The organism is Cupriavidus sp. FW306-1B-F12B (assembly GCF_058781795.1).
Genome location: NZ_JBYSXC010000028.1, coordinates 1 through 21513 on the forward strand (window position 1 = coordinate 1; position 21513 = coordinate 21513).

At 69.6% G+C, this 21513-nt stretch carries 18 protein-coding genes; 12 read left to right on the forward strand and 6 right to left on the reverse strand.

Annotated features, from left to right (window positions below):
* Window positions 1-130: 130 nt before the first annotated feature.
* From AC3WLE_RS29790 to AC3WLE_RS29810, 5 genes are all read right to left on the reverse strand, one after another.
* Entirely contained in the window at window positions 131-625 is a 495-nt protein-coding gene (locus tag AC3WLE_RS29790; RefSeq protein WP_010813460.1) for an Lrp/AsnC family transcriptional regulator, read from the reverse strand.
* A gap of 402 nt (window positions 626-1027) precedes the next feature.
* Complete coding sequence (locus AC3WLE_RS29795) at window positions 1028-1624, reverse strand: EF-hand domain-containing protein (RefSeq protein ID WP_492321665.1); 597 nt, start codon at window positions 1622-1624, stop codon at window positions 1028-1030.
* A gap of 152 nt (window positions 1625-1776) precedes the next feature.
* Window positions 1777-2478, reverse strand: coding sequence for a type II secretion system protein N (locus AC3WLE_RS29800; protein ID WP_492321666.1), 702 nt, complete (start codon window positions 2476-2478; stop codon window positions 1777-1779).
* 114 nt (window positions 2479-2592) lie between these two features.
* Entirely contained in the window at window positions 2593-3813 is a 1221-nt protein-coding gene (locus AC3WLE_RS29805; protein WP_492321667.1) for a globin domain-containing protein, read from the reverse strand.
* Window positions 3814-3906: 93 nt separating this feature from the next.
* Window positions 3907-4359, reverse strand: a complete 453-nt coding sequence (locus tag AC3WLE_RS29810) for an RrF2 family transcriptional regulator (protein WP_492321668.1) — start codon at window positions 4357-4359, stop codon at window positions 3907-3909.
* Between the two features lie 218 nt (window positions 4360-4577).
* On the opposite strand from AC3WLE_RS29810, the gene gspG reads away from it, so the two are divergent.
* The 11 genes from gspG (at window position 4578) to gspF (ending at window position 16115) form a co-directional block, all read left to right on the forward strand.
* A complete protein-coding gene (gspG, locus tag AC3WLE_RS29815) occupies window positions 4578-5045 on the forward strand; it encodes a type II secretion system major pseudopilin GspG (protein ID WP_010813455.1) in 468 nt (155 codons plus the stop codon).
* A 29-nt stretch (window positions 5046-5074) separates the two neighbouring features.
* A complete protein-coding gene (locus tag AC3WLE_RS29820) occupies window positions 5075-5575 on the forward strand; it encodes a GspH/FimT family pseudopilin (RefSeq protein WP_492321669.1) in 501 nt (166 codons plus the stop codon).
* On the forward strand, window positions 5572-5994 hold the full coding sequence (gspI, locus tag AC3WLE_RS29825) for a type II secretion system minor pseudopilin GspI (RefSeq protein WP_492321670.1): 423 nt from the start codon (window positions 5572-5574) through the stop codon (window positions 5992-5994). Before AC3WLE_RS29820 ends, gspI begins: the two co-directional genes overlap by 4 nt.
* Window positions 5972-6676, forward strand: coding sequence for a PulJ/GspJ family protein (locus tag AC3WLE_RS29830; protein ID WP_492357492.1), 705 nt, complete (start codon window positions 5972-5974; stop codon window positions 6674-6676). Before gspI ends, AC3WLE_RS29830 begins: the two co-directional genes overlap by 23 nt.
* Complete coding sequence (gene gspK, locus AC3WLE_RS29835; protein WP_492321672.1) at window positions 6673-7713, forward strand: type II secretion system minor pseudopilin GspK; 1041 nt, start codon at window positions 6673-6675, stop codon at window positions 7711-7713. The genes AC3WLE_RS29830 and gspK overlap by 4 nt, the downstream gene beginning before the upstream one ends.
* Window positions 7714-7983: 270 nt before the next feature.
* Window positions 7984-9411, forward strand: a complete 1428-nt coding sequence (gene gspL, locus AC3WLE_RS29840; RefSeq protein WP_492357493.1) for a type II secretion system protein GspL — start codon at window positions 7984-7986, stop codon at window positions 9409-9411.
* An 18-nt stretch (window positions 9412-9429) separates the two neighbouring features.
* Window positions 9430-10038: a type II secretion system protein M gene (locus tag AC3WLE_RS29845; RefSeq protein ID WP_492352464.1), complete on the forward strand. Its 609-nt coding sequence runs from the start codon at window positions 9430-9432 to the stop codon at window positions 10036-10038.
* Entirely contained in the window at window positions 10038-10847 is an 810-nt protein-coding gene (gene gspN, locus AC3WLE_RS29850) for a type II secretion system protein N (protein WP_492321675.1), read from the forward strand. Before AC3WLE_RS29845 ends, gspN begins: the two co-directional genes overlap by 1 nt.
* Window positions 10848-10881: 34 nt before the next feature.
* Window positions 10882-13320 carry a type II secretion system secretin GspD gene (gene gspD, locus AC3WLE_RS29855; RefSeq protein WP_492321680.1) on the forward strand — a complete coding sequence of 813 codons (2439 nt, stop codon included), beginning with the start codon at window positions 10882-10884 and terminating at the stop codon, window positions 13318-13320.
* 8 nt (window positions 13321-13328) lie between these two features.
* Window positions 13329-14882 carry a type II secretion system ATPase GspE gene (gene gspE, locus AC3WLE_RS29860; RefSeq protein ID WP_492357494.1) on the forward strand — a complete coding sequence of 518 codons (1554 nt, stop codon included), beginning with the start codon at window positions 13329-13331 and terminating at the stop codon, window positions 14880-14882.
* A gap of 15 nt (window positions 14883-14897) precedes the next feature.
* Window positions 14898-16115 (forward strand): type II secretion system inner membrane protein GspF, encoded by a 1218-nt coding sequence (gspF, locus tag AC3WLE_RS29865; protein ID WP_492321677.1) that lies wholly within the window; start codon window positions 14898-14900, stop codon window positions 16113-16115.
* An 81-nt stretch (window positions 16116-16196) separates the two neighbouring features.
* On the opposite strand, the gene AC3WLE_RS29870 is transcribed toward gspF, so the two are convergent.
* Window positions 16197-17480, reverse strand: coding sequence for an NYN domain-containing protein (locus tag AC3WLE_RS29870; RefSeq protein ID WP_492357495.1), 1284 nt, complete (start codon window positions 17478-17480; stop codon window positions 16197-16199).
* Between the two features lie 347 nt (window positions 17481-17827).
* Between AC3WLE_RS29870 and AC3WLE_RS29875 the strand changes: the two genes are divergently transcribed.
* Window positions 17828-21421 carry an indolepyruvate ferredoxin oxidoreductase family protein gene (locus AC3WLE_RS29875; RefSeq protein ID WP_492357496.1) on the forward strand — a complete coding sequence of 1198 codons (3594 nt, stop codon included), beginning with the start codon at window positions 17828-17830 and terminating at the stop codon, window positions 21419-21421.
* Window positions 21422-21513 lie beyond the last annotated feature (92 nt).

A 21513-nucleotide genomic window follows, 5' to 3' on the forward strand; every position in this document is an offset into this window, starting at 1 on the left:
ATACTCCTGAACTACCTTGCGCTTGAATGCCTCGTCGTACTTCGTCATGAAAAACACCCCAAAGATTGGATCAACGTACAACTTTTGGGGTGCATGCGCCGTTCTTGTTTGCAGCCTCAGGTTTGCCGCATCAAGCCGCGCCGCCCACCGGCAGCGCCGTGGTGTCCTTGATGCTTTCCAGCGCAAAACTGGAGCGCACGTCGATCACCGACGGGTGCGCCAGCAACTGCTCCTGCATGAAGCGCGCGAAGTGTTCCATGTCTTCCACGTAGACCTTGAGCAGCAGGTCCATCTCGCCGGTCATGGCGTGGCACGCGGCTACCTCCGGCCAGACCGCGATCGAGGCGCGGAACAGGTCCAGCGGAGCCTTGCCCTTGGGCGCGCCGCCATGCTTTTCCAGCCGGACATTGATATAGGCCAGCAGGCCAAGTCCGATCTTGTTGGGCTCCAGCAGCGCTGCGTACTGCCGGATCACGCCGATCTCCTCCAGCCGCCGGATGCGGCGCAGGCAGGGGCTGGGCGACAGGTTGACGCGCTCGGCCACCTCCAGGTTGGTCAACCGGCCGTTGGTCTGCAGCACTTCCAGGATCTTCCGGTCGATCTTGTCCAACTCCACCTTGCTCACGATATTGTTGCTCCGCAATATGTTTATTGGCAATTTTTTTGCGCAAATTTAGCAAGCCGTGCACAAGTACGCAATTTTTTGTGAAATTACGTCCGATTCAGGGCCGATTCTGATGAGCTGGCAGCCTTATCGGTCACTCGCGCGGCAGCCGGTCGGGCTGGGCAGACCTGTGGGGTGGCGCCACCGCAAATCGCGGCCGCGCCCCACCGGCCGGAAGCAGGCAAGGATGGTGCCAAGCCCGGCGAACAGGGAAGCGGCATTCTACGGGCGTTTGCGGGCGAGGTCAGATTCTTCCCAGTGCACGCACAAGGCGAACACGCAAAGAAAAAGCGCGCGAACCCGGAGGCTCGCGCGCTTGGTGAGACCTGGCAAGGTCCGCTGGTGCGGCCCTGCCCGGGCCGGTCAGCCGCCGCTGGTGGACGGGGCGCCCGGTGCCGCGGGCGCCGGCTGGCTGCCCGGTGCCGCCTGGCCACGCGGGCCGCGGTGCGAATGGTCGCGGTGCATCTTTTCCATGCCGGCGCGGATTTCGTCGCGGGTCAGCTTGCCGTCGCGGTTGGCGTCGAGCTGGTCGAAACGCTTGGTCAGGCGCGGCAGGCCGGCGTTGGCCTCAGCCTTGGTCAGCGCGCCGTCGCCGTTCTTGTCGGCAGCCTTGAACTTCTCGTCGAACGCTGCCCGCATGCGCGCATGGCGCTCGGCCATGGTGGCCTTGCGGTGCGCGTCCATCTCGGCCTTGTCGATCTTGCCGTCGCGGTTGGTGTCGAGCTTGTTGAACCAGGCGTCGGCTTCCGCCTTGGAGATCGCGCCATCGCCGTCGGTATCGATTGCCTTCATCCACATGCCGCCACCGTGGTGGTGATGGTGACCCATGCCGGGCTTGGCGGCTGGCGCAGCGGATGGTGCGGGGGCGCTGGCCTGGGCAAATGCGCCACCGGCGACCAGGAGGGCGGCCGATGCGGCCAGGAACTGCTTCAGGATCTGCGGCTTGTGATTGCGTTGCATGTCTTGCTCCTTTTCATCACGTTTGGCATGTACGGATTAGAACGCAGACGATGCGGGGAAGTTGGCGCTTTTAATACGATGTTACCGGGCTCACAGAAAGGCCCGCGCGCCGTAAGGGAACGCAAGCAAGCGCGAATATTTGGCGCCCGGAATCAGTCCTTCGGCGCCAGCTGGCCTTCGCCGGCCGCCTGCGGCGCCATCGCCGGCTGGTACTGGCGCGGATCGACCGGTTGCGGCTGCGGTTGGGCGGGCTGGGCCTGCTGCGCCGGCGCCTGGCCTTGCGGCTGCTGGGCCGGTGCGGCGGGCTGGCTCACCACCGGCGCCGGGGACGGCATCGGCGTTGCCATCGGTGCCGCGGCGCCGGCGGGCGGCGTGGGCAAGGCACCGGCCGCTGCCGGTGCGCCGCGCGCGGCACCGGCCTGCAGCGGCAGCACGATTTCCTGGCGCACGCCGCTGCGCTCGATCACCACCGCACGCTGGCGGATCTCCGCCAGCCGGATCTGCGGCGACAGCTCGGCGCCGGCGCGCACCGCCTTGGGCGGGCCGCCATCGATCGACACGATTGCCGCGCCCGCACCGCCATCCACCTCGGCCACCACGCCGATCAGCTGCACGTCGCGCGGGCCGCCCTGCGCCGAGCCGCCGAACAGCGTCGCGACCGCGCCAGTCTCGACCGCCTCGGTCTGGGCCACGCGCGCGCTCTGCGGCACCGGGATGGTACGCATCGCGCTGAAGGCCAGCACCCAGTGGGTGGCGAGCGCACACAGCGCGATAAACAGCACCAGGCTGGCCAGGCGCGGCAGCCAGGGCGCGGAAGCATCGAAACGGAGCGAAGGCCGGAGGGACAGTTGCATGGGATCGGGACCCTGGATGCCCACAGGGCGGGCAATGGCGCGTGAGCGCGGACGCGCCAAGCCTACCAGAGCCCCATGACACTGTCTGCCGTGCCGGTGCCGCGCCGCCGACCCTTAGAGCAGGTCGTCGAGCAGGTCCGGCCCGAACACCTCGCGCTCGATATGCGCCACCGGCACGCCTGCGCTGACCAGCGCATGGCGCTGCGCCTGCATGAAGCCGAGCGGTCCGCACAGGTAAAAGCTGCCGTCGACAAAGCGCTGCAGGTCAGGCTGGCGCAGCAGTTCGGCCACCGGCATGGTGCCGGCGTGGTCGTAGTCGCGACCGGCGACATCGCCCGCTTGCGGGGTTTCATAGCTGATGTGCGTGGCCAGCTGCGGCAGGCGCTCGCGCGCCCATTGCAGGTCGGCGCGATGGGCGTGATGGCGGCCGTCGCGCGCGGCATGGGCAAACAGCACCTGGCGCTGCGAGCGCTGCGCGGCCAGCGTGCGCAGCACCGACAGCATCGGCGTGATGCCGATGCCGGCCGACAGCAGCACCAGCGGACGGCGGCCGTCGAGCGCCGGCGTGAACTCGCCGAACGGCGCGCTCACCTTGAGTTCAGTGCCCTCCTGGGCATTGGCGTGCAGCCAGTTGGACACGGCGCCGGCCGGGGTGCTGCGGTCACCCGCCTCGCGCTTGACCGAGATGCGCCAGGTCGGCAGCCCGCTTTCGGCCGACAGCGAATACTGGCGCAGCTGGCGCTGGCCATCGTCCAGGCGCGCCTCGACGCTGATGTACTGGCCTGGGCGGAACGCACGCAGCGGCTGGCCGTCGGCGGCAGCCAGCGTCAGCGCCACCACCTGGTCGCCCTGCGCCTCGCGCCGCACCACGCGCACCGGCGTCAGCTCGCCTGCGGCCACGCCGGTGCGCTGGTACAGGCGCGCCTCGGCGGCGATCAGCTCGCCGGCCAGCAACCAGTAGGCCTCGTCCCAGGCGGCCAGCAGCGGCGGCGTGGCGGCCTCGCCCAGCACCGCGGAGATGGCGCCCAGCAGGTGGCGGCCGACGATCGGGTAGTGCGAAGGCGTCAGGCCTACGGCCGCATGCTTGTGGACGATGCGCTCGAGCACCGGCCCAAGCGCCGCCGCGTTATCGATATTGGCCGCATAGGCGAACACGGCCGAAGCCAGCGACTGCTGCTGGCTGCCGTTGGCCTGGTTGCCCATGTTGAAAATCTGCGTCAGCTCGGGCCGGTCCGCGAACATCTCGCGGTAGAAATGCGTGGTGATGGCCAGGCCGTGCTCGCGCAGCACGGGGACGCTTGCATCGATATAGGGGCGGGAAGCGGCGGACAGCATCAGGAAACACTCCGTTCTAAATCATGCAAATTAAATGCATGTTTTTGCTCAAAATAAAACCGGCTCTCGCCGGCCCGCGCGGACAGGATCCGCTCAGGCCGAACGCCGGTTCAGGAAATCGCGATGCAGGCGGATGATCGACTCGGCCGTCTGGCTGCCGGTGACATCGGCCAGCGTGACGTCGTCCAGGGCAACGTAGAAAGCCTGCTCGGCCACGTCCAGCGCGCGCTTCAGGCGGCAGTTGCCGTTCAGCGCACAGGGCGGGTTGTCGCAGTCGATCACCGCCTTGTGCCCTTCCAGCTCGCGCAGGATGGTGCCGATGGTCAGCCGCTCCGCGCCGGGCCCCAGCTGCAGGCCGCCGTGGCGGCCGCGCGTGGCGCTGATCCAGCCCAGCTTCGACAGCCGCGCCGCCACCTTGACGAGGTGGTTGTGCGAGATGCCGAACTGCTGCCCCACCTCGGCAATGGTGATCGGCCGGCTGCCGTCGCCACGGGCGACGTACATCAGCAGGCGCAACGCATAGTCGGAAAAGCGGGTCAGTTGCATCGTGACGCCATCTTAAAAAAGATGCATCCAGGATGCAAGTTATTTGGCTGCCGAATGCACGTTCCCAGTAGCTGTGATCCGGATCAGACTTTGCCGAGGTGCCGAAGGGGCCGCCCATAAAACAGTCATGTGGCGCCGGTTATACTGACTGGCGAACCCGGCCCGCCGCCCCCTCACTGGTGCGGGCCCAGCCATTCAAGCCAAGAGGTCCACCGACGATGCGCAGATTCACTCCCCAGATTGCCAGCCCCGCCCGCTCCGTGCGCGCCCGCCGTGCGCGCGGCTTCACCCTGATCGAGATCATGGTCGTGATCGTGATCCTTGGCGTGCTGGCGGCGCTGGTGGTGCCCAAGATCATGAGCCGTCCGGACGAGGCCCGCATCGTGGCCGCGCGCCAGGACATCTCGTCGGTCATGCAGGCGCTCAAGCTGTATCGCCTGGACAACAGCCGCTACCCCACCACCGAACAGGGCCTGGCCGCGCTGGTGGCCAAGCCCACCACCGAGCCCGTGCCCAACAACTGGAAGGGCGGCGGCTACCTGGAAAAGCTGCCCAAGGATCCCTGGGGCCATCCGTACCAGTACCTGAACCCGGGCGTGCGCGGCGAGATCGACGTGTTCAGCTTCGGCGCCGACGGCCAGGCCGGCGGCAACGGCAACGACGCCGACATCGGCAACTGGGAATAAGCGCAGCCCCGCCGCCGCCCCCTGCAACCATGACCACGGCGCCGCGCCGCCGCGCGCCCGGCCCCCGGCGCCGCGGCTTTACGCTGCTCGAGCTGCTGGTGGTCATGGTGATCGCCGGCATCGTGATCTCGCTGGTGGCGGTCAACGCCTCGCCCAATGAACGGAGCCGCGTGCTCGACGACGGCCAGCGCATCGCGCGGCTGTTCGAGCTGGCGCAGGAAGAGGCGCAGCTTGGCGCCCGCCCGCTCGCCTGGGAGGGCGATGCCAGCGGCTGGCGCTTCCTGGAATCGACCCCCAACGGCTGGATCCCCATGCGTACCGACGTGTTTGCCCCGGGCCACTGGCGCCTGGCGCTGGACCAGGTCATCGTCGCCGAAGGGGGCCGCAGCACCGGCACCAGCAGCCCGCCCCGGCTCATCTTCGGGCGCGAGCTGATCGATGCCCCGCAGCGGCTGATCCTGGTGCGCGGCGATATCCGCGTGGACGTTGCCGGCGACGGCAGCGGCCGCTATTTCGCCAGCACGCCATGAAACCCTGCCCTCGCGCTTTGCCCCGCCCGGCCCGGCGCGGGCGCCGCACCGGCTTCACGCTGATCGAAGTGCTGGTGGCGCTGACCATCCTGGCAGTCGCGCTGACCGCGGCGATGCGCGCGATGGGCTCGATGGTCGATGCCAGCGCTTCGCTGCAGGCGCGCATGCTGGCCGAGTGGAGCGCCGAGAACCACCTGGCCGCGCTGCGCCTGGCCAAGACCTGGCCCGAGCCCGGCGTCAGCGGCTATGCCTGCCCGCAGGGCGGCACGCCGCTGTATTGCGAGCAATCCGTCTCGGGCACGCCCAATCCCGTTTTCCGCCGCGTCGAGATCGCGGTCTACCCGTCCGCCACGGACAAATCCGTACGCCTGGCATGGCTGGTCACCATAGTCCCCAATGAAACCCGCAACGTGCTCTGAGCGCCGCCGCCCGCGCCAGCCCGGCGGCTTCACGCTGCTGGAGATGCTGGTCGCCATCACGCTGCTGGCGGTGATGGCGGTGATCGGCTGGCGCGCGCTGGACAGCCTGACGCGCAGCCGCGAGCGCCTCACCGACCACGATGCGCGCCTGGACGCGCTGAAGGTGCTCTACGGCCAGCTCCAGGCCGACTGCGAGCACCTGGCCAACCCCACGCTGCTGCAGGCCAGCCCGGTCGAGATCGGCCAGAACCGGCTGCTGCTGGTGCGCGACCGCCGCGACGAAGGCCAGCCGCCGACCTGGCAGGCGCTGTCATACCAGCTCGACGGCAATACCCTGGTGCGCGTGGCCGCGCCGCCGGTGAACAGCCGCGCCGGCCTGCAGTCGGCCCTGCTGGCGCTGCGCCAGGGCGGCAGCAACACCGCGCAGGTGCGGCGCGTGCTGGCCGACGTGGACGGCATCAGCACGCGCGCATGGGTGGAGCCCGCCGGCTGGCAGGCCGACAGCGGGCGCATCCGCAACGTGCTGTTCACAGGCAACGCCGCCAGCGCCGTGGCCGCCTCCGCGCCCGGCGCCGCGCTGCCCAACACCGCGGTGCGCGCGGTGGAACTGACCATCTTCGCCCGCATGGGCGACGGCGATGCGCCGCGGCAGTTCCAGAAGATCTGCATGACCGGGCTATGAGGCAAGCCAGCCGCCCGCCTCGCCTGGCGCCGTTGCGCCGCCGCCCGCGCGGCGCGGCCGTGGTCACCGCGCTGCTGATTGTGACGCTGGCCGTGGTGGTGGTGTCCGGCATGCTGTGGCGCCAGCAGGTGCAGATCCGCGCCATCGAGAACCAGCGGCTGCTGGCCCAGGCCACCTGGATCGAGCGCGCCGCCGTGGACTGGGCGCGGCTGATCCTGCGCGACGACCAGCGCCGCACCAACGTCGACGAACTGGGCGAGCCGTGGGCGGTGCCGATCGCCGAGACACGGCTGTCGGACTTCCTCGGCGCGGCACTGCGCACCGACGTCGCGGGCGAGACCTCGTTCCTGTCGGGCCGCATCCTGGATGCGCAGGCGCGCCTGAACCTGGCCAACCTGGTGATATGGACCGCCACTGGCGGCGCAGACGGCCAGCCAGGCCGCGCGGCCTCGGTCGACCCGGCGGCGCTGGCCGCATACCGCCGCCTGCTGCAGACGGTCGGCCTGAACCCGGAGCTGGCCGAGACCACGGCGCGCTACATGCTGCAGGCCGCGCAGGGCGGCAATGCCAGCGGGCAGCCGGCGCCGCGCCCGCTGGACAGCGTGCAGGGGCTGATGGCGCTGCCCGGCTACACGCCGGAGATGGTGGCGGTGCTGGAGCCCTTTGTCACCGTGCTGCCCGAGCGCACGCCGGTCAACGCCAACACCGCCGAGGCCGAGGTGCTGGCCGCGGTCATCAACAAGCTGCCGCTGGAGCGCGCGCGCGAACTGGTGCGCCAGCGCGACCGCGCCTACTTCAACAACCTGGGCAACCTGCAGACCCAGCTGGCCGCGGTGGCGCCGCAGGCGGATGCCGCCAACCTCGGCAACCTGCTCGACGTGCGCACGCACTACTTCCTGGTCTACGGACTGGTGCGGCACGAGCGCGCCACCCGGCTGCAGGTGTCGCTGGTCTTCCGCGGCGAGCCGCTGGGTACGGCCAACACCACCCGCGTGGTCTGGATCCAGGATGCGGACCGGCTGCCGGACCTGCGCTAGGCGGCGCCCACCAGGCCAGGCGACAGGCCGAATTTGCACGCGCAGGCAACCGGGGAGAATGGTATTGACGCGGTTTAGTCACACAGGCAAGGTATGCTGCGGCGCTGGCGCGAGCGTGGCACCAGCCTACCCGCCGCCGTCCGGCCTTCCTGGCCGCCCGCCGGCGTCCCCGCACCCCGGCATGTTTCCGACTCCGGGGCGATCCAGGGCGCATCCCAACCGGCCATGCGCCTGCCCGAGCCGCTCCATTGACGCCAAAGCAAGGAAACCTTGAGCACCACCCTGTACGTCCGCCTGCCACACCGGCCGCATGACCAGCCGCAACCGTGGCAGTTCGGCACCCTGCCGTTCGCGCTGGTGCGCACTGCCACGGCCGATACGGCGCGGCGTGGCCAGGCCCGTGCGACGCCGGAAGTGTTGCGCGAAGGCCACGCCCGTATTGCTGACCTGCCCGCGGCCGAGCGCCTGGTGCTGATCCTCGCCGCCAGCGACGTACTGCTGACCACCGCCAGCGTGCCGCCGCTGCCGCCCGCCCGTTTGAAACAGGCGCTGCCCAACCTGGTCGAGGACGCGCTCGCGACCGAGGCGCAGCCGTGCCATATCGGCGTGGGCCCTGCCCTCGACGGCAGCGCCGCGCGCGGACCGCGCCAGCGGCTGCTGATGGTGGCCGACCGCGCCTGGCTGCGCGCCGTGCTCGACGCCTTTGCCGAACACCGCCACCGGCGCCGCCATGTGCTGGCCGCGCAGCTGTGCGTGCCGCTGGCTTCCGCCGCCGAAGCCAGCACCGAGCCGTCACTGGCGAGCGCCGACGCGCCGGCGCCGGCGGCCGCGCTGGTGGTCGAAGCCGCCGCCAGCGCCCTGGCCCGGAGCGCCGAGTTGGGCGATGAGTTAGGCGGCGAGCTGCCCGGCACCGGCTCCGACGCCGCGCGCCAGTGGCAACTGACCGTGCGCACCGGCGCACACGCCGGCTACGGGTTGCTGCTGGGCGACGATGCCCTGGCCGCGTGGCAGGCGCTTGCGCCCGCCGGCACCTGGTATGCCGATGCCGACGCTGCCGCCGCGGCGCCGGTACCCGATCTGCGCCAGGCTGCCCGCGCCAGCTGGCACCTGTGGATAGAAGGCGCGCAGGAATGCCTGCGCGAGCCGGCGCTGGACCTGGCGCAGTTTGAATTCGCGCAGGGCCGGGCCGACCGCTGGAATTTGGTGGCATGGCGCTTGCCGCTGGCATTGCTGGCGGGCATCGTGCTGGTGCAGGTCATTGGCATGAACACGCACTGGCTGCTGCTGCGGCGCGAGCAGCAGCGGCTGGAAGCCGCGCAGCTGCAGGCGCTGCGCGGCGCCTTCCCGCAGATCCAGACCGTGCTCGACGCGCCGCTGCAGATGCGGCGGCAGGTCGAGCAGCTGCGCACCGCCAGCGGCCGCAGCACACCGGAAGACTTCCTGCCGCTGGCCGACCGCTTTGCCCAGGCCGCGCGCAGGCTGCCGCCCGACGCGCTGCAGGCGCTGGAGTACCGCGGCCGCATGCTGGTGGTGACGCTCAAGCCGGGCACGGACACGGCCGGACTGCGCAGCGCCGCGCGCCAGGCCGGGCTGCAGATGGAAGAAGACAAGACCGGAGGTGCCGCTGGCAGTACCAGCCGCAGCGCAGGCACCCCGGTGACGCCCGGCTCGCGCTGGACCGTCAGGCCCGGCCTGTAAGCGGGCCCACCAGCAAGCATGAATCCGATGAAAGACACAGCCCGAAGCCAGACGCCACGCGCCAGCCGGCCAGGCGCGACCTCTGCGCTGCGCACGCGCCTGGCGCGGCTACGCCCGTCCGTGCCGCAGGCGTGGCAGGAGCGCTTCAACGCCTTCTGGTTGGCGCGCAACCCGCGCGAACAGGCCATCCTGGCCGGCGGCGGCGCCCTGCTGGCGCTGGTGATCGGGTACCTGGTGCTGTGGGAGCCAGCCGCCGACGGCCGCGAGCGCCTGGCGCGCAACCTGCCCAAGCTGCGCGCCGACCTGGCCGAAATGGAATCCCTGGCTCAGGAAGCCCGCGGCCTGAAGGCCACGCCGGCGCCGTCGCTGCGCGGTGACGCGCTCACGCAGGCGCTGCAGGACAGCCTGGGCCAGCACGGCCTGAAGGCGACCCGGCTAGCCGCCGGCGCCGACAACAGCGTGCAGGTGCAGCTGGACAAGGTGCCGTTCGGCGCGGTCAGCGGCTGGCTGCAGGACGTGCGCCAGCAGCAGCGCATGAAGGTGATCGACGCCCGTATCGTCTATGTCGGCGCCACGGCGCTGGTGAACGTCAGCGCGACCCTGCAGGGTCCGGGCGGCCGCAGCTGATGGTACGGCTGGAAACGCTGCGCCTGCCGCGCCGCAAGCTGCGCCAGCCGGCCGCATGGCGGCGTCTGCGCTGGCTGGGGCTTGGCCTGGCGAGCGCCGCGGTGACCGTGGTGGCGATGCTGCCGGCGGCATGGATCGCCGCGCGCGTGGCCACGCAGACGCAGGGACGGGTACTGCTCGCCGATGCCAGCGGCTCGCTCTGGCATGGCAGCGCCACGCTGGCGCTGTCGGCCGGCGCCGGCAGCCAGACCGCGACCGTGCTGCCGGGCCGGCTGCAATGGACGCTGGCGTTCTGGCCGCTGCTGGGCGGCAGCGCGCGCCTGGTGGTGAGCCACTCCGAGGCCATGGCCGCGCCGGTCGCCATCACCGTGACACCCGGCGGCTGGAGCGCGCAGGCAGGCGCCATGCGGCTGCCCGCGGCGCTGCTCGAAGGCATCGGCGCGCCGTTCAATACGCTGCGCCCGGACGGCCTGATGCGCGTGGACTGGTCCACGCTGCAGGGCCGCTTTTCGGGCCAGGGCATGAGCGGCCATATGACGCTGCGCATCGAACAGGTGTCGTCGGCCGTGAGCCGGCTGCGCCCGCTGGGCAGCTACCGCGCCGAGCTCGACTGGACCGGCGAGGCTGGCGGCAAGCTGCAGCTGAGCACCATCGCCGGGCCGCTGCACCTGGAGGGCAGCGGCACGCTGGGGCGGCAGGCGCGCTTCGAGGGCACCGCGCACGCCGAGCCCGAAGCGGCAACCCAACTGACCAGCCTGCTGAGCCTGCTGGGACGACGAGACAACCATGTGACAAGGCTGCGCTTCTGATGCCAGGCCAATCCAGGAGCGCCCGGAAATGACTATGAAAACCCACGCCATCCGACCTGTTTTCCATACCGCCTGCGCCCGCGCCGTGGCCCTGCTGTGCGGGCTCTCGCTGCTGGCGCCCGCGCCGTTGTGGGCCCAGTCCGGCGCGCGCACCGGCACCCCGCCCGCGCCGCCCGACATCACGCCGTCCAACCGCGACCAGGTGGTGCTGAACTTCGTCAACGCCGACCTGGATTCGGTGATCAAGGCGGTCGGCCAGGCCACCGGCAAGAACTTCGTGATCGACCCGCGCGTGAAGGGCACGGTCAACCTGGTCACCGAGCAGCCGGTCTCGCGCGCGCAGGCGCTGCAGACGCTGGGTTCGGTGCTGCGCATGCAGGGCTATGCCATGGTCGAGAGCAACGGCTTCACCAAGGTCGTGCCCGAGGCCGACGCCAAGCTGCAGGGCTCGCCCACGGTGATCGGCGCCAGCCCCAGCCGCGGCGACCAGGTGGTGACGCAGGTGTTCCGGCTGAACTATGAATCGGCCAACAACCTGGTGCCGGTGCTGCGGCCGATGATCGCGCCGAACAACACCATCACCGCCTACCCGGCCAACAACACGCTGGTCATCACCGACTACGCCGACAACCTGCGCCGGCTGGCGCGCATCATCGCCGCGGTCGATGCGCCGGCCTCGGGCGAGGTCGAGCTGGTGCCGCTCAAGCACGCGCTGGCCAGCGATACCGCGGCGGTGCTGCAAAAGCTGCTCGACCCCGCCGCCGCGGGCGCCGCCGGCGGCGGCGCCCCGGGAGCCGATGCCAGCCTGCGCACCTCGGTGGTGGCGGAGCCGCGCAGCAATTCGCTGATGATCCGCGCCACCAGCCGCGCGCGCCTGCAGCAGGCGCGCCACCTGATCGAGAAGCTCGACCAGCCCTATGCACGCCCGGGCAATATCTGGGTAGTGCCGCTGAAGAACGCCGATGCGGTCAAGCTGGCGGCCACGCTGCGCGCCATCGTCGCCGCCGACAGCAGCTTCGCCAGCGCCACCCAGCCCGGCGGGCAGGCCGGCGGCATCGGCGGCGCGGCGGGCATGACCAATGTCTCGACGCCTGCCGGCGGGCAGTTCACCGGCGGCGCCACCGGCACCCAGGCCAGCATGCGCGGCGGCACCGGCGCGTCCGGAGGCACGGGCGGCGCCTATGGCAACTCGGCCTTCGCCGCGTCGTTCGGCACCAGCACCCAGCCGACCACCGGCGGCATCATCCAGGCCGACCCGTCCACCAACTCGCTCATCATCACCGCCAGCGAACCGGTCTACCGCAACCTGCGCGGCGTCATCGACGACCTCGACGCGCGCCGCGCGCAGGTCTACATCGAATCGATGATCGTCGAGGTGACCTCCACGCAGGCCAGCGAGCTCGGCATCCAGTGGCAGGGCCTGATCAGCTCGCCGGGCGGCAACAACAACGTCTTTGCCGGCACCAACTTCGGCACCGGCGGACAGAACATCCTGAACCTGACCCTGGCCGGGGCGCTGGCCGACAGCAACCGCACCGCCGGCATCGCCGCGGCGCAGGGGCTGGTGCAGGACATCGGCGGCCTCAACCTGGGCATCGTCAACAAGGCCATGGGGCTGGGCGCGCTGTTGCGCGCGCTGGGCTCCAACGGCAGCGTCAACCTGCTGTCCACGCCGAACCTGATCACGCTGGAGAACGAGGAAGCCAAGATCCTGATCGGCCAGAACATCCCGATCACCACCGGCTCCTATGCCCAGACCGGCGGCGCGGCCTCGGTCACGCCGTTCCAGACCTTCGACCGCAAGGACGTGGGCATCACGCTGCGCGTGAAGCCGCAGATCACCGACGGCGGGCTGGTGAAGATGCAGATCTTCCAGGAATCGTCGAACGTGGTGCAGGCGACCGCCAACCTGATCCAGGGCCCGACCACCAATGTGCGCTCGATCGAGACCAATGTGCTGGTCGACGACGGCCAGATCATCGTGCTGGGCGGCCTGATCGAGGACTCGTACGGCGACGGCGTGCAGAAGGTGCCGCTGCTGGGCGACATCCCATGGATCGGCGGCCTGTTCCGCTACGAGAACAAGAACCGCGCCAAGACCAACCTGCTGGTGTTCCTGCGCCCCTATGTGATGCGCACGGCCGGCGCCGCCGACCGCCTGACGCAGGACCGCTACGACTATATGCGCGCGCAGCAGCAGGGCTTTGTTTCGCCTAACATCATGGTGCGTGATACCAACACGCCGTTGCTGCCGCCGGCCGACGCCCCGTCCACGCCGTTCGTCGATCCGCGTGCAAACGGTCCGCTTGCCGCCCCGCTGCCGCTGCAGCAGACCCTTCCGCAGAATGCCCCGCAGCCCGGCGTGCCGGGCCAGCCACAGCCCATGCAGCCGGCACCGCAGCAGCTGCCGCAACCACCGGCGAACGCACTCCAGCCGCTGAACCCGCGCGGCGAGTCTGCGCTCCAGAACTAAGCCCCGACATGGCCAGCGAAGTCCAAACTGCCCTGCCCGCCGGCGCCAGCGCGCCGGCCGAGACCCTGGAGCCGCCCTCGCCGATGGCGGCGCGGCTGGTCTCGTACGGCTTTGCGCGCGAGGCGCCGCTGCTGGTCGCGCACCAGCGCCCTGACGGACTGGAAGTCTGGGTGACCCGCGCCACCTCTCCGACCGCGCTGGCCGAGGTCGCGCGCGTGCATGGCGCGCTGCGCCTGCGCGTGCTGGAGCCCGACGCGCTGGAGCGCGCCATGACCGATGCCTACAACCGCCAGGACGCCGGCAGCGCCGCGCAGGTGGTGGGAGAAGTAGAGGGCGAGGTCGACCTGTCGCGCCTGATGCAGGACATCCCGGCGGTGGAGGACCTGCTTGAATCCGAGGACGACGCGCCGATCATCCGCATGATCAATGCGCTGCTGACGCAGGCCGCGCGCGAAGGCGCCTCGGATATCCATATCGAGCCGTTCGAGTCGTCGTCGGTGGTGCGCTTCCGCGTCGACGGCACGCTGCGCGACGTGGTGCGGCCGAAAAAGGCGCTGCACGGCGCACTGATCTCGCGCATCAAGATCATGGCGCAGCTCGACATCGCCGAGAAACGCCTGCCGCAGGACGGCCGCATCACGCTGCGCGTGGGCGGGCGCCCGGTCGACGTGCGGGTCTCGACCCTGCCCACCGGCCATGGCGAGCGCGCGGTGCTGCGCCTGCTGGACAAGGAAGCGGGCCGGCTCGACCTGGCCAAGCTGGGCATGGCGCCCGGCACGCTGCGCGGCTTCGACCACCTGATCCGCCAGCCGCACGGCATCGTGCTGGTGACCGGGCCGACCGGCTCGGGCAAGACCACCACGCTGTATGCGGCGCTGTCGCGGCTGGATGCGCGCACCACCAACATCATGACGGTGGAAGACCCGATCGAGTACGACCTGGACGGCATCGGCCAGACCCAGGTCAACGCGCGCATCGACATGACTTTCGGCAAGGCCCTGCGCGCGATCCTGCGCCAGGATCCGGACGTGGTCATGATCGGCGAAATCCGCGACCTGGAAACCGCGCAGATCGCGGTGCAGGCCTCGCTGACCGGCCACCTGGTGCTGGCCACGCTGCACACCAACGACTCGGCCTCGGCGGTGACGCGGCTGGTCGACATGGGGATCGAGCCGTTCCTGCTGTCGTCTTCGCTGCTGGGGGTGCTGGCGCAGCGGCTGGTACGCCGCCTGTGCCAGCACTGCAAGCGCGAGGAGGTGATCGAGGTCACTGCCGCCGAGGCCGAGGTGCTGCACGCGCAGGGCAAGCCGCTGCAGACCGTGTGGCACCCGGTGGGCTGCGACAAATGCGGCCAGTCCGGGTACCAGGGGCGCATGGGCGTCTATGAGCTGCTGACCGTCGGTGACGAGATCCGCACCATGATCCACCGGCAGGCGCCGGAGTCCGAGATCAAGCAGGTGGCGCTGGCGCACGGCATGCACACCATGCGCGGCGACGCGCAGCGCTGGGTCGACAGCGGCGCGACCTCGCTTGAGGAAGTGCTGCGCGTGACGCGCGACTAAAGCGGAGCCGCCCGGATGCCAGCCTTCCGCTATGAAGCCGCCGACGCCGCCGGCAAGACCGACCGCGGCGTGATCGAGGCCGACAGCCCGCGCCAGGCGCGCTCGCAGCTGCGCGCGCGCGGGCTGACACCGCTGACCGTCGACCCGCTCGCCGGTGCCGGCCTGGCGCCGCGCAGCGGCAGCCAGCTGTTTGCGCGCAAGCTGTCGACGCAGGAACAGGCGCTGTTCACGCGCCAGCTGGCCAGCCTGATCGTGGCCGGGCTGCCGCTGGACGAGGCGCTGGGGGCACTGGCCGACCAGGCCGAGCGCGCCTATGTGCACGAGCTGCTGGCCGGCATCCGCGCCGAGGTGATGGGCGGCAGCTCGCTGTCGGTGGCGCTGGCCCAGCATCCGCGCGACTTCCCCGACATCTACCGTGCGCTGGTCTCGGCCGGCGAGCACTCCGGCCACCTGGGACTGGTGCTGGAGCGGCTGGCGGGCTATATCGAGTCGCGCAACACCCTGACCTCCAAGATCCGGCTGGCCTTCACCTACCCCGCCATCGTCACGGTGGTGGCGTTCGCCATCGTGATCTTCCTGCTGTCGTACGTGGTGCCGCAGGTGGTGAGCGTGTTCGCCAATACCAAGCAGAAGCTGCCGATGCTGACCATCATCATGCTGGCGCTGTCGGACTTCGTGCGGAATTGGTGGTGGGCAGCGCTGGCGGTGCTGGCGGCGGCAGCGTTCACGATCCGCCGCGTGCTGAAGCAGCCCGCGGTGCGGCTGGAATGGCACCGCTGGCTGCTGACCGCGCCGCTGCTGGGCAAGCTGATCCGCGGCTACAACACCGCGCGGTTCGCCGGCACGCTGGCGATCCTGGTGTCGGCCGGCGTGCCGATCCTGCGCAGCCTGCAGGCGGCGGGCGAGACGCTGACCAACGAGGCGCTGCGCGCCAACGTGGAAGACGCCAACACGCGCGTGCGCGAAGGCGCCTCGCTGGCGCGCGCGCTGGCGGCGCAGAACCAGTTCCCGCCGGTGCTGGTGCACCTGATCCGCTCCGGCGAGGCCACCGGCAACCTGCCGGTGATGCTGGACCGCGCCGCGCAGGGCGAGGCGCAGGAACTGGAACGCCGCACGCTGTTCCTGACCAGCCTGCTGGAGCCGCTGCTGATCCTGACCATGGGCGTGGTGGTGCTGCTGATCGTGCTGGCAGTGCTGATGCCGATCATCGAGATCAACCAGCTGGTGCGGTAAGGACCTCTGCCAAAGAAAACGCCGGCGCGAAGCCGGCGTTTTCTTTGGCGGGTAAGGCCGGCATTGCGCCGGCCAGCCACATCACTCCGCTTTCTTGGCCGGGCGCTTGCGCGTCTTCCTGGCCGGTGCCCGGGCTGGCGCCGCCTCGGCAGCGGCTGCCTCCGGCTGGGGCTGGGCCTCTGGCTGCGCTTCAACATGCGCCGACAGCACCGTCGTGCCCGGCGCGGCAAAGATCGACTGGTCGATTGGCCACGGGGTTTCGCTCAGCGTCACGTCAGGGCGGCGCGTGGCGCGCTTGCGTGCGGAGCGGGCCTTGGACTCAGCCTGCGGCGCTGCCTCCGCCACTGGCTCGGCCATCGGCTCCGGCTCGACCACTTCGGCGGCGACGACGGAAAGCTCGATCTCGGGTTCGCGCACTGGCACCGGCTCGGGCGCCGCCTCTGGCTGGGCCACGACGGGCGCAGGCGGATCCGCGGGCACGGGCGCCGGTGCCGGCTGGCGGCGTGCTTCAGGCGGCGCCGGACGCTGCTGCTGTTGCTGTTGCGGCTGGTGCTGCGACTGCTGCTGGCCGCGGCCATCGCCCTCGCCACCGCCCTTGGCGCGCTTCTTCAGGCGCACCCAGATGGTCTTGTTGTTGCCGCCGTTGCGGGTCTCGACCTCGAACAGGCCGGTGGCCTGCACCAGCTCCGAAAGCTTGCCGTACCCGTAGTTGCGCGAGTCGAATTCCGGCGCCTGCTTGGCGATGTGGTTGCCCATGCTGCCCAGCGTCAGCCAGCCGTCCTCGTCCGACACCGCCTGCGCCGCACTCTGCAGCAGGCGCACCAGGCGCGAGTCCTGGCGCAGCTCGCCGGTGCTGCGCTTGCGCGTGGGCGCGGCAGCCCCGTCGACGCCTTCGGCCCCTTCCGTATCCGCGTCGGCGCGCAGCACGTCGGAGTAGATGAACTTGTCGCAGGCGGTGACAAAGGGCTTGGGGGTCTTGCGTTCGCCGAAGCCATAGACGGTCAGCCCCTGCTCGCGGATGCGCGAGGCCAGCCGGGTGAAGTCGCTGTCGCTGGAGACGATGCAGAAGCCGTCGAAGCGCCCGGTGTACAGCAGGTCCATGGCGTCGATGATCATGGCGCTGTCGGTGGCGTTCTTGCCCACGGTGTAGCGGAACTGCTGGATCGGCTGGATCGAGTGCGACAACAGCCGCTCCTTCCAGCCGGCCAGGTTGGGCCGGGTCCAGTCGCCATAGATGCGCTTGACGGCGGCCACGCCGTACTTGGCGACCTCGGCCAGCAGGCCCTCGACAATGGCGGGCGCCGCGTTGTCGGCATCGATCAGCACGGCCAGGGTCGCGGTGCCCTGGCGGGGGGAATTGGTCATGTTCAGGTAGTCACTGGTTTGCCCGTCCCGTGCGTGCATCAGGACGGCAATCGGAAATCAGGTTGCACCAGGCTGGCTGTGCAGATGTGGCGCATCGCAGGCAGCCCGGCAGCGGCACGGGCCATCTCGATGCAACGCAGTGTACACGCGAACCCCTGTCCATACGGGAAATCACGGGCGCGGCGGGCACGCTTTGTGCTGCATTGCAAGGTACCGCCGATTTTGTGGCGGTGCTACCATGCCGCGCAGAGACACGACCGTCCAACACCTTCACAAGAGGTCATGAGGCGGTCGCCCACAACTGTAGGTGTCGGTGATCCCGACAGCACGCCCATAGAGGAGCACCTATGAATGCCCCCCTGACCTCCCCGGTCAGCGACGCCATCCGCCGCGCGCTCGAAAACGTTTCCCTCGAAGACAAATACACGCTGGAGCGTGGCCGCATCTATATCAGCGGCACGCAGGCCCTGGTACGCCTGCCGATGCTGCAGCAGGAGCGCGACCGCGCCGCCGGGCTGAACACCGCCGGCTTTATCTCCGGCTACCGGGGCTCGCCGCTGGGCGCGCTGGACCTGTCGCTGTGGAAGGCCAAGAAGCACCTCGCCGCGCACCACATCGTGTTCCAGGCCGGCCTCAATGAGGACCTGGCCGCGACCTCGGTATGGGGGTCGCAGCAGGTGAACATGTACCCGGACGCCAAGTTCGATGGCGTGTTCGGCATGTGGTACGGCAAGGGGCCGGGCGTGGACCGTACCGGTGACGTGTTCAAGCACGCGAACTCGGCGGGATCGTCGAAGCACGGCGGCGTGCTGGTGCTGGCCGGTGACGACCACTCGGCCAAGTCCTCGACGCTGGCGCACCAGTCCGAGCACATCTTCAAGGCCTGTGGCCTGCCGGTGCTGTACCCGTCGAACGTGCAGGAGTACCTGGACTACGGCCTGCACGGCTGGGCCATGAGCCGCTACTCCGGACTATGGGTGGCGATGAAGTGCGTGACCGACGTGGTGGAATCGTCGGCCTCGGTGGAGCTGGATCCGCACCGCGTGCAGATCGTGCTGCCGGACGACTTCATCATGCCGCCGGGCGGCCTGAACATCCGCTGGCCGGACCCGCCGCTGGAACAGGAAGCGCGCCTGCTCGACTACAAGTGGTACGCGGGCCTGGCCTATGTGCGCGCCAACAAGATCGACCGCATCGAGATCGATTCGCCGCACGCGCGCTTCGGCATCATGACCGGCGGCAAGGCTTACCTGGACACGCGCCAGGCGCTGGCCGACCTGGGCCTGGACGATGCCACCTGCTCGCAGATCGGCATCCGCCTGTACAAGGTCGGCTGCGTGTGGCCGCTGGAGGCGCACGGTGCGCGCGCCTTTGCCGAAGGCCTGCAGGAAATCCTGGTGGTCGAAGAGAAGCGCCAGATCATGGAGTACGCGCTCAAGGAAGAGCTGTACAACTGGCGCGACGACGTGCGCCCCAAGGTCTACGGCAAGTTCGACGAAAAGGACAATGCGGGCGGCGAATGGTCGATCCCGCAAAGCAACTGGCTGCTGCCGGCGCACTATGAGCTGTCCCCGGCGATCATCGCCAAGGCCATCGCCACGCGGCTGGACAAGTTCGAGCTGCCGATCGACGTGCGCGCGCGCATCACTGCGCGCCTGGCCATCATCGAGGCCAAGGAAAAGGCGTTGGCCACGCCGCGCGTGACCGCCGAGCGCAAGCCGTGGTTCTGCTCGGGCTGCCCGCACAACACCTCGACCAATGTGCCCGAAGGCTCGCGCGCGCTGGCCGGCATTGGCTGCCACTACATGACGGTGTGGATGGACCGTAATACCAGCACCTTCAGCCAGATGGGCGGCGAAGGCGTGGCCTGGATCGGCCAGGCGCCGTTCGCGGGCGACAAGCACGTGTTCGCCAACCTGGGCGACGGCACCTACTTCCACTCCGGGCTGCTGGCAATCCGCGCGTCGATCGCGGCCAACGTCAACATCACCTACAAGATCCTGTACAACGATGCGGTGGCGATGACCGGCGGCCAGCCGGTGGACGGCCAGCTGTCGGTGCGGGACATCGCGTGGCAGGTGCACAGCGAAGGCGCGAAGAAGATCGTCATCGTCAGCGACCAGCCGGAGAAGTACAACGGCGCGATCAAGCTGCCCGAAGGCATCACCATCTATCACCGCGATCAGCTCGACAGCGTGCAGCGTGAGCTGCGCGAGGTGCCGGGCTGCTCCATCCTGATCTACGACCAGACCTGCGCCACCGAGAAGCGCCGCCGCCGCAAGCGCGGCACGATGGAGGATCCGCAACGCCGCGCCTTTATCAACGACGCGGTGTGCGAAGGCTGCGGCGACTGCTCGGTCAAGTCCAACTGCCTGTCGGTGGAACCGCTGGAAACGGATTTCGGCACCAAGCGCCAGATCAACCAGTCGTCGTGCAACAAGGACTTCTCGTGCCTGAACGGCTTCTGCCCGAGCTTTGTCACGGCCGAAGGCGCGCAGGTGCGCAAGCCCGAGCAGCACGGCGTGTCGATGGACACCCTGCCCGCGCTGCCTGAGCCGGAACTGCCGCCGATCCGCCGCGCCTACGGCATCCTGGTGACCGGCGTGGGCGGGACCGGCGTGGTGACCATCGGCGGCCTGCTCGGCATGGCCGCGCACCTGGAGAACAAGGGCGTCACCGTGCTCGACATGGCGGGCCTGGCGCAGAAAGGCGGCGCGGTGCTGTCGCACGTGCAGCTGGCCGCGCGCCCGGACGACCTGCACGCCACCCGTATCGCCATGGGCGAGGCGGACCTGGTGATCGGCTGCGATGCGATCGTGTCGGCCACCGACGAAGTCATCTCCAAGACCCAGGCCGGCCGCACCCGCGCCGTGGTCAACACGGCGCAGACGCCGACCGCCGACTTCATCAAGAACCCGAAGTGGCAGTTCCCCGGCCTGTCGGCCGAGCAGGACGTGCGCACCGCGGTGGGCGAGAAGTGCGAGTTCATCAACGCCTCGGGTCTCGCCGTCGCGCTGCTGGGCGACGCGATCTACACCAACCCGCTGGTGCTGGGCTACGCCTGGCAGAAGGGCTGGATCCCGCTGACGCTGCAGGCACTGGAGCGCGCCATCGAACTCAACGGCGTCGCCGTCGAGAAGAACAAGGCCGCGTTCGACTGGGGCCGCCATATGGCGCACGACCCGGAGCACGTGCTGTCGCTGACCGGCAAGCTGAAGAACACCGCGGAAGGCGCGGAAGTGGTCAAGCTGCCGACTTCGAGCGGCGCGATGCTGGAGAAGCTGATCGCCCGGCGCATGGAAAACCTGACGGCCTACCAGGATGCCGCGTACGCGCGCACCTACCGCGAAGCCATCGACCGCGTGCGCGCGGCCGAGAGCACGCTGGCTGGCAGCGGCAAGGCGCTGCCGCTGACCGAGGCCGCGGCGCGCAACCTGGCCAAGCTGATGACGTACAAGGACGAGTACGAGGTGGCGCGGCTCTACACCGACCCTGTCTTCCTCGACAAGCTGCGTGCGCAGTTCGAAGGCGAGCCGGGCAAGGACTACCAGCTCAACTTCTGGCTGGCACCGCCGATGACCTCAAAGCGCGACGACAAGGGCCACCTGGTCAAGCGCAAGTTCGGGCCGTCGACGATGAAGCTGTTCCGCGTGCTGGCCAAGCTGAAGGGGCTGCGCGGCGGTGCCTTCGACATCTTCGGCAAGACCGAGGAGCGCCGCACCGAGCGCGCGCTGATCGGCGAGTACCGTGCCTTGCTGGATGAACTGGTGGCGGGCCTCAATGCCGCCAACTACGACACCGCGGTGACCCTGGCCAACCTGCCGGACGATATCCGTGGCTTCGGGCATGTGAAGGAAAACAACCTGAAGGCAGTGCGTGGGCGCTGGGCCAAGCTGCTGGAGCAGTTCCGCCATCCGGAGACGGCGCAGCGCGCGGCCTGATGCGTGCTGTTCCTCCCCTCTCCCGCTTGTATAGACCGGGGACATAGGTAACACCTGTTCGGGGACATGGGTAACACAACTAGACTGGCTGG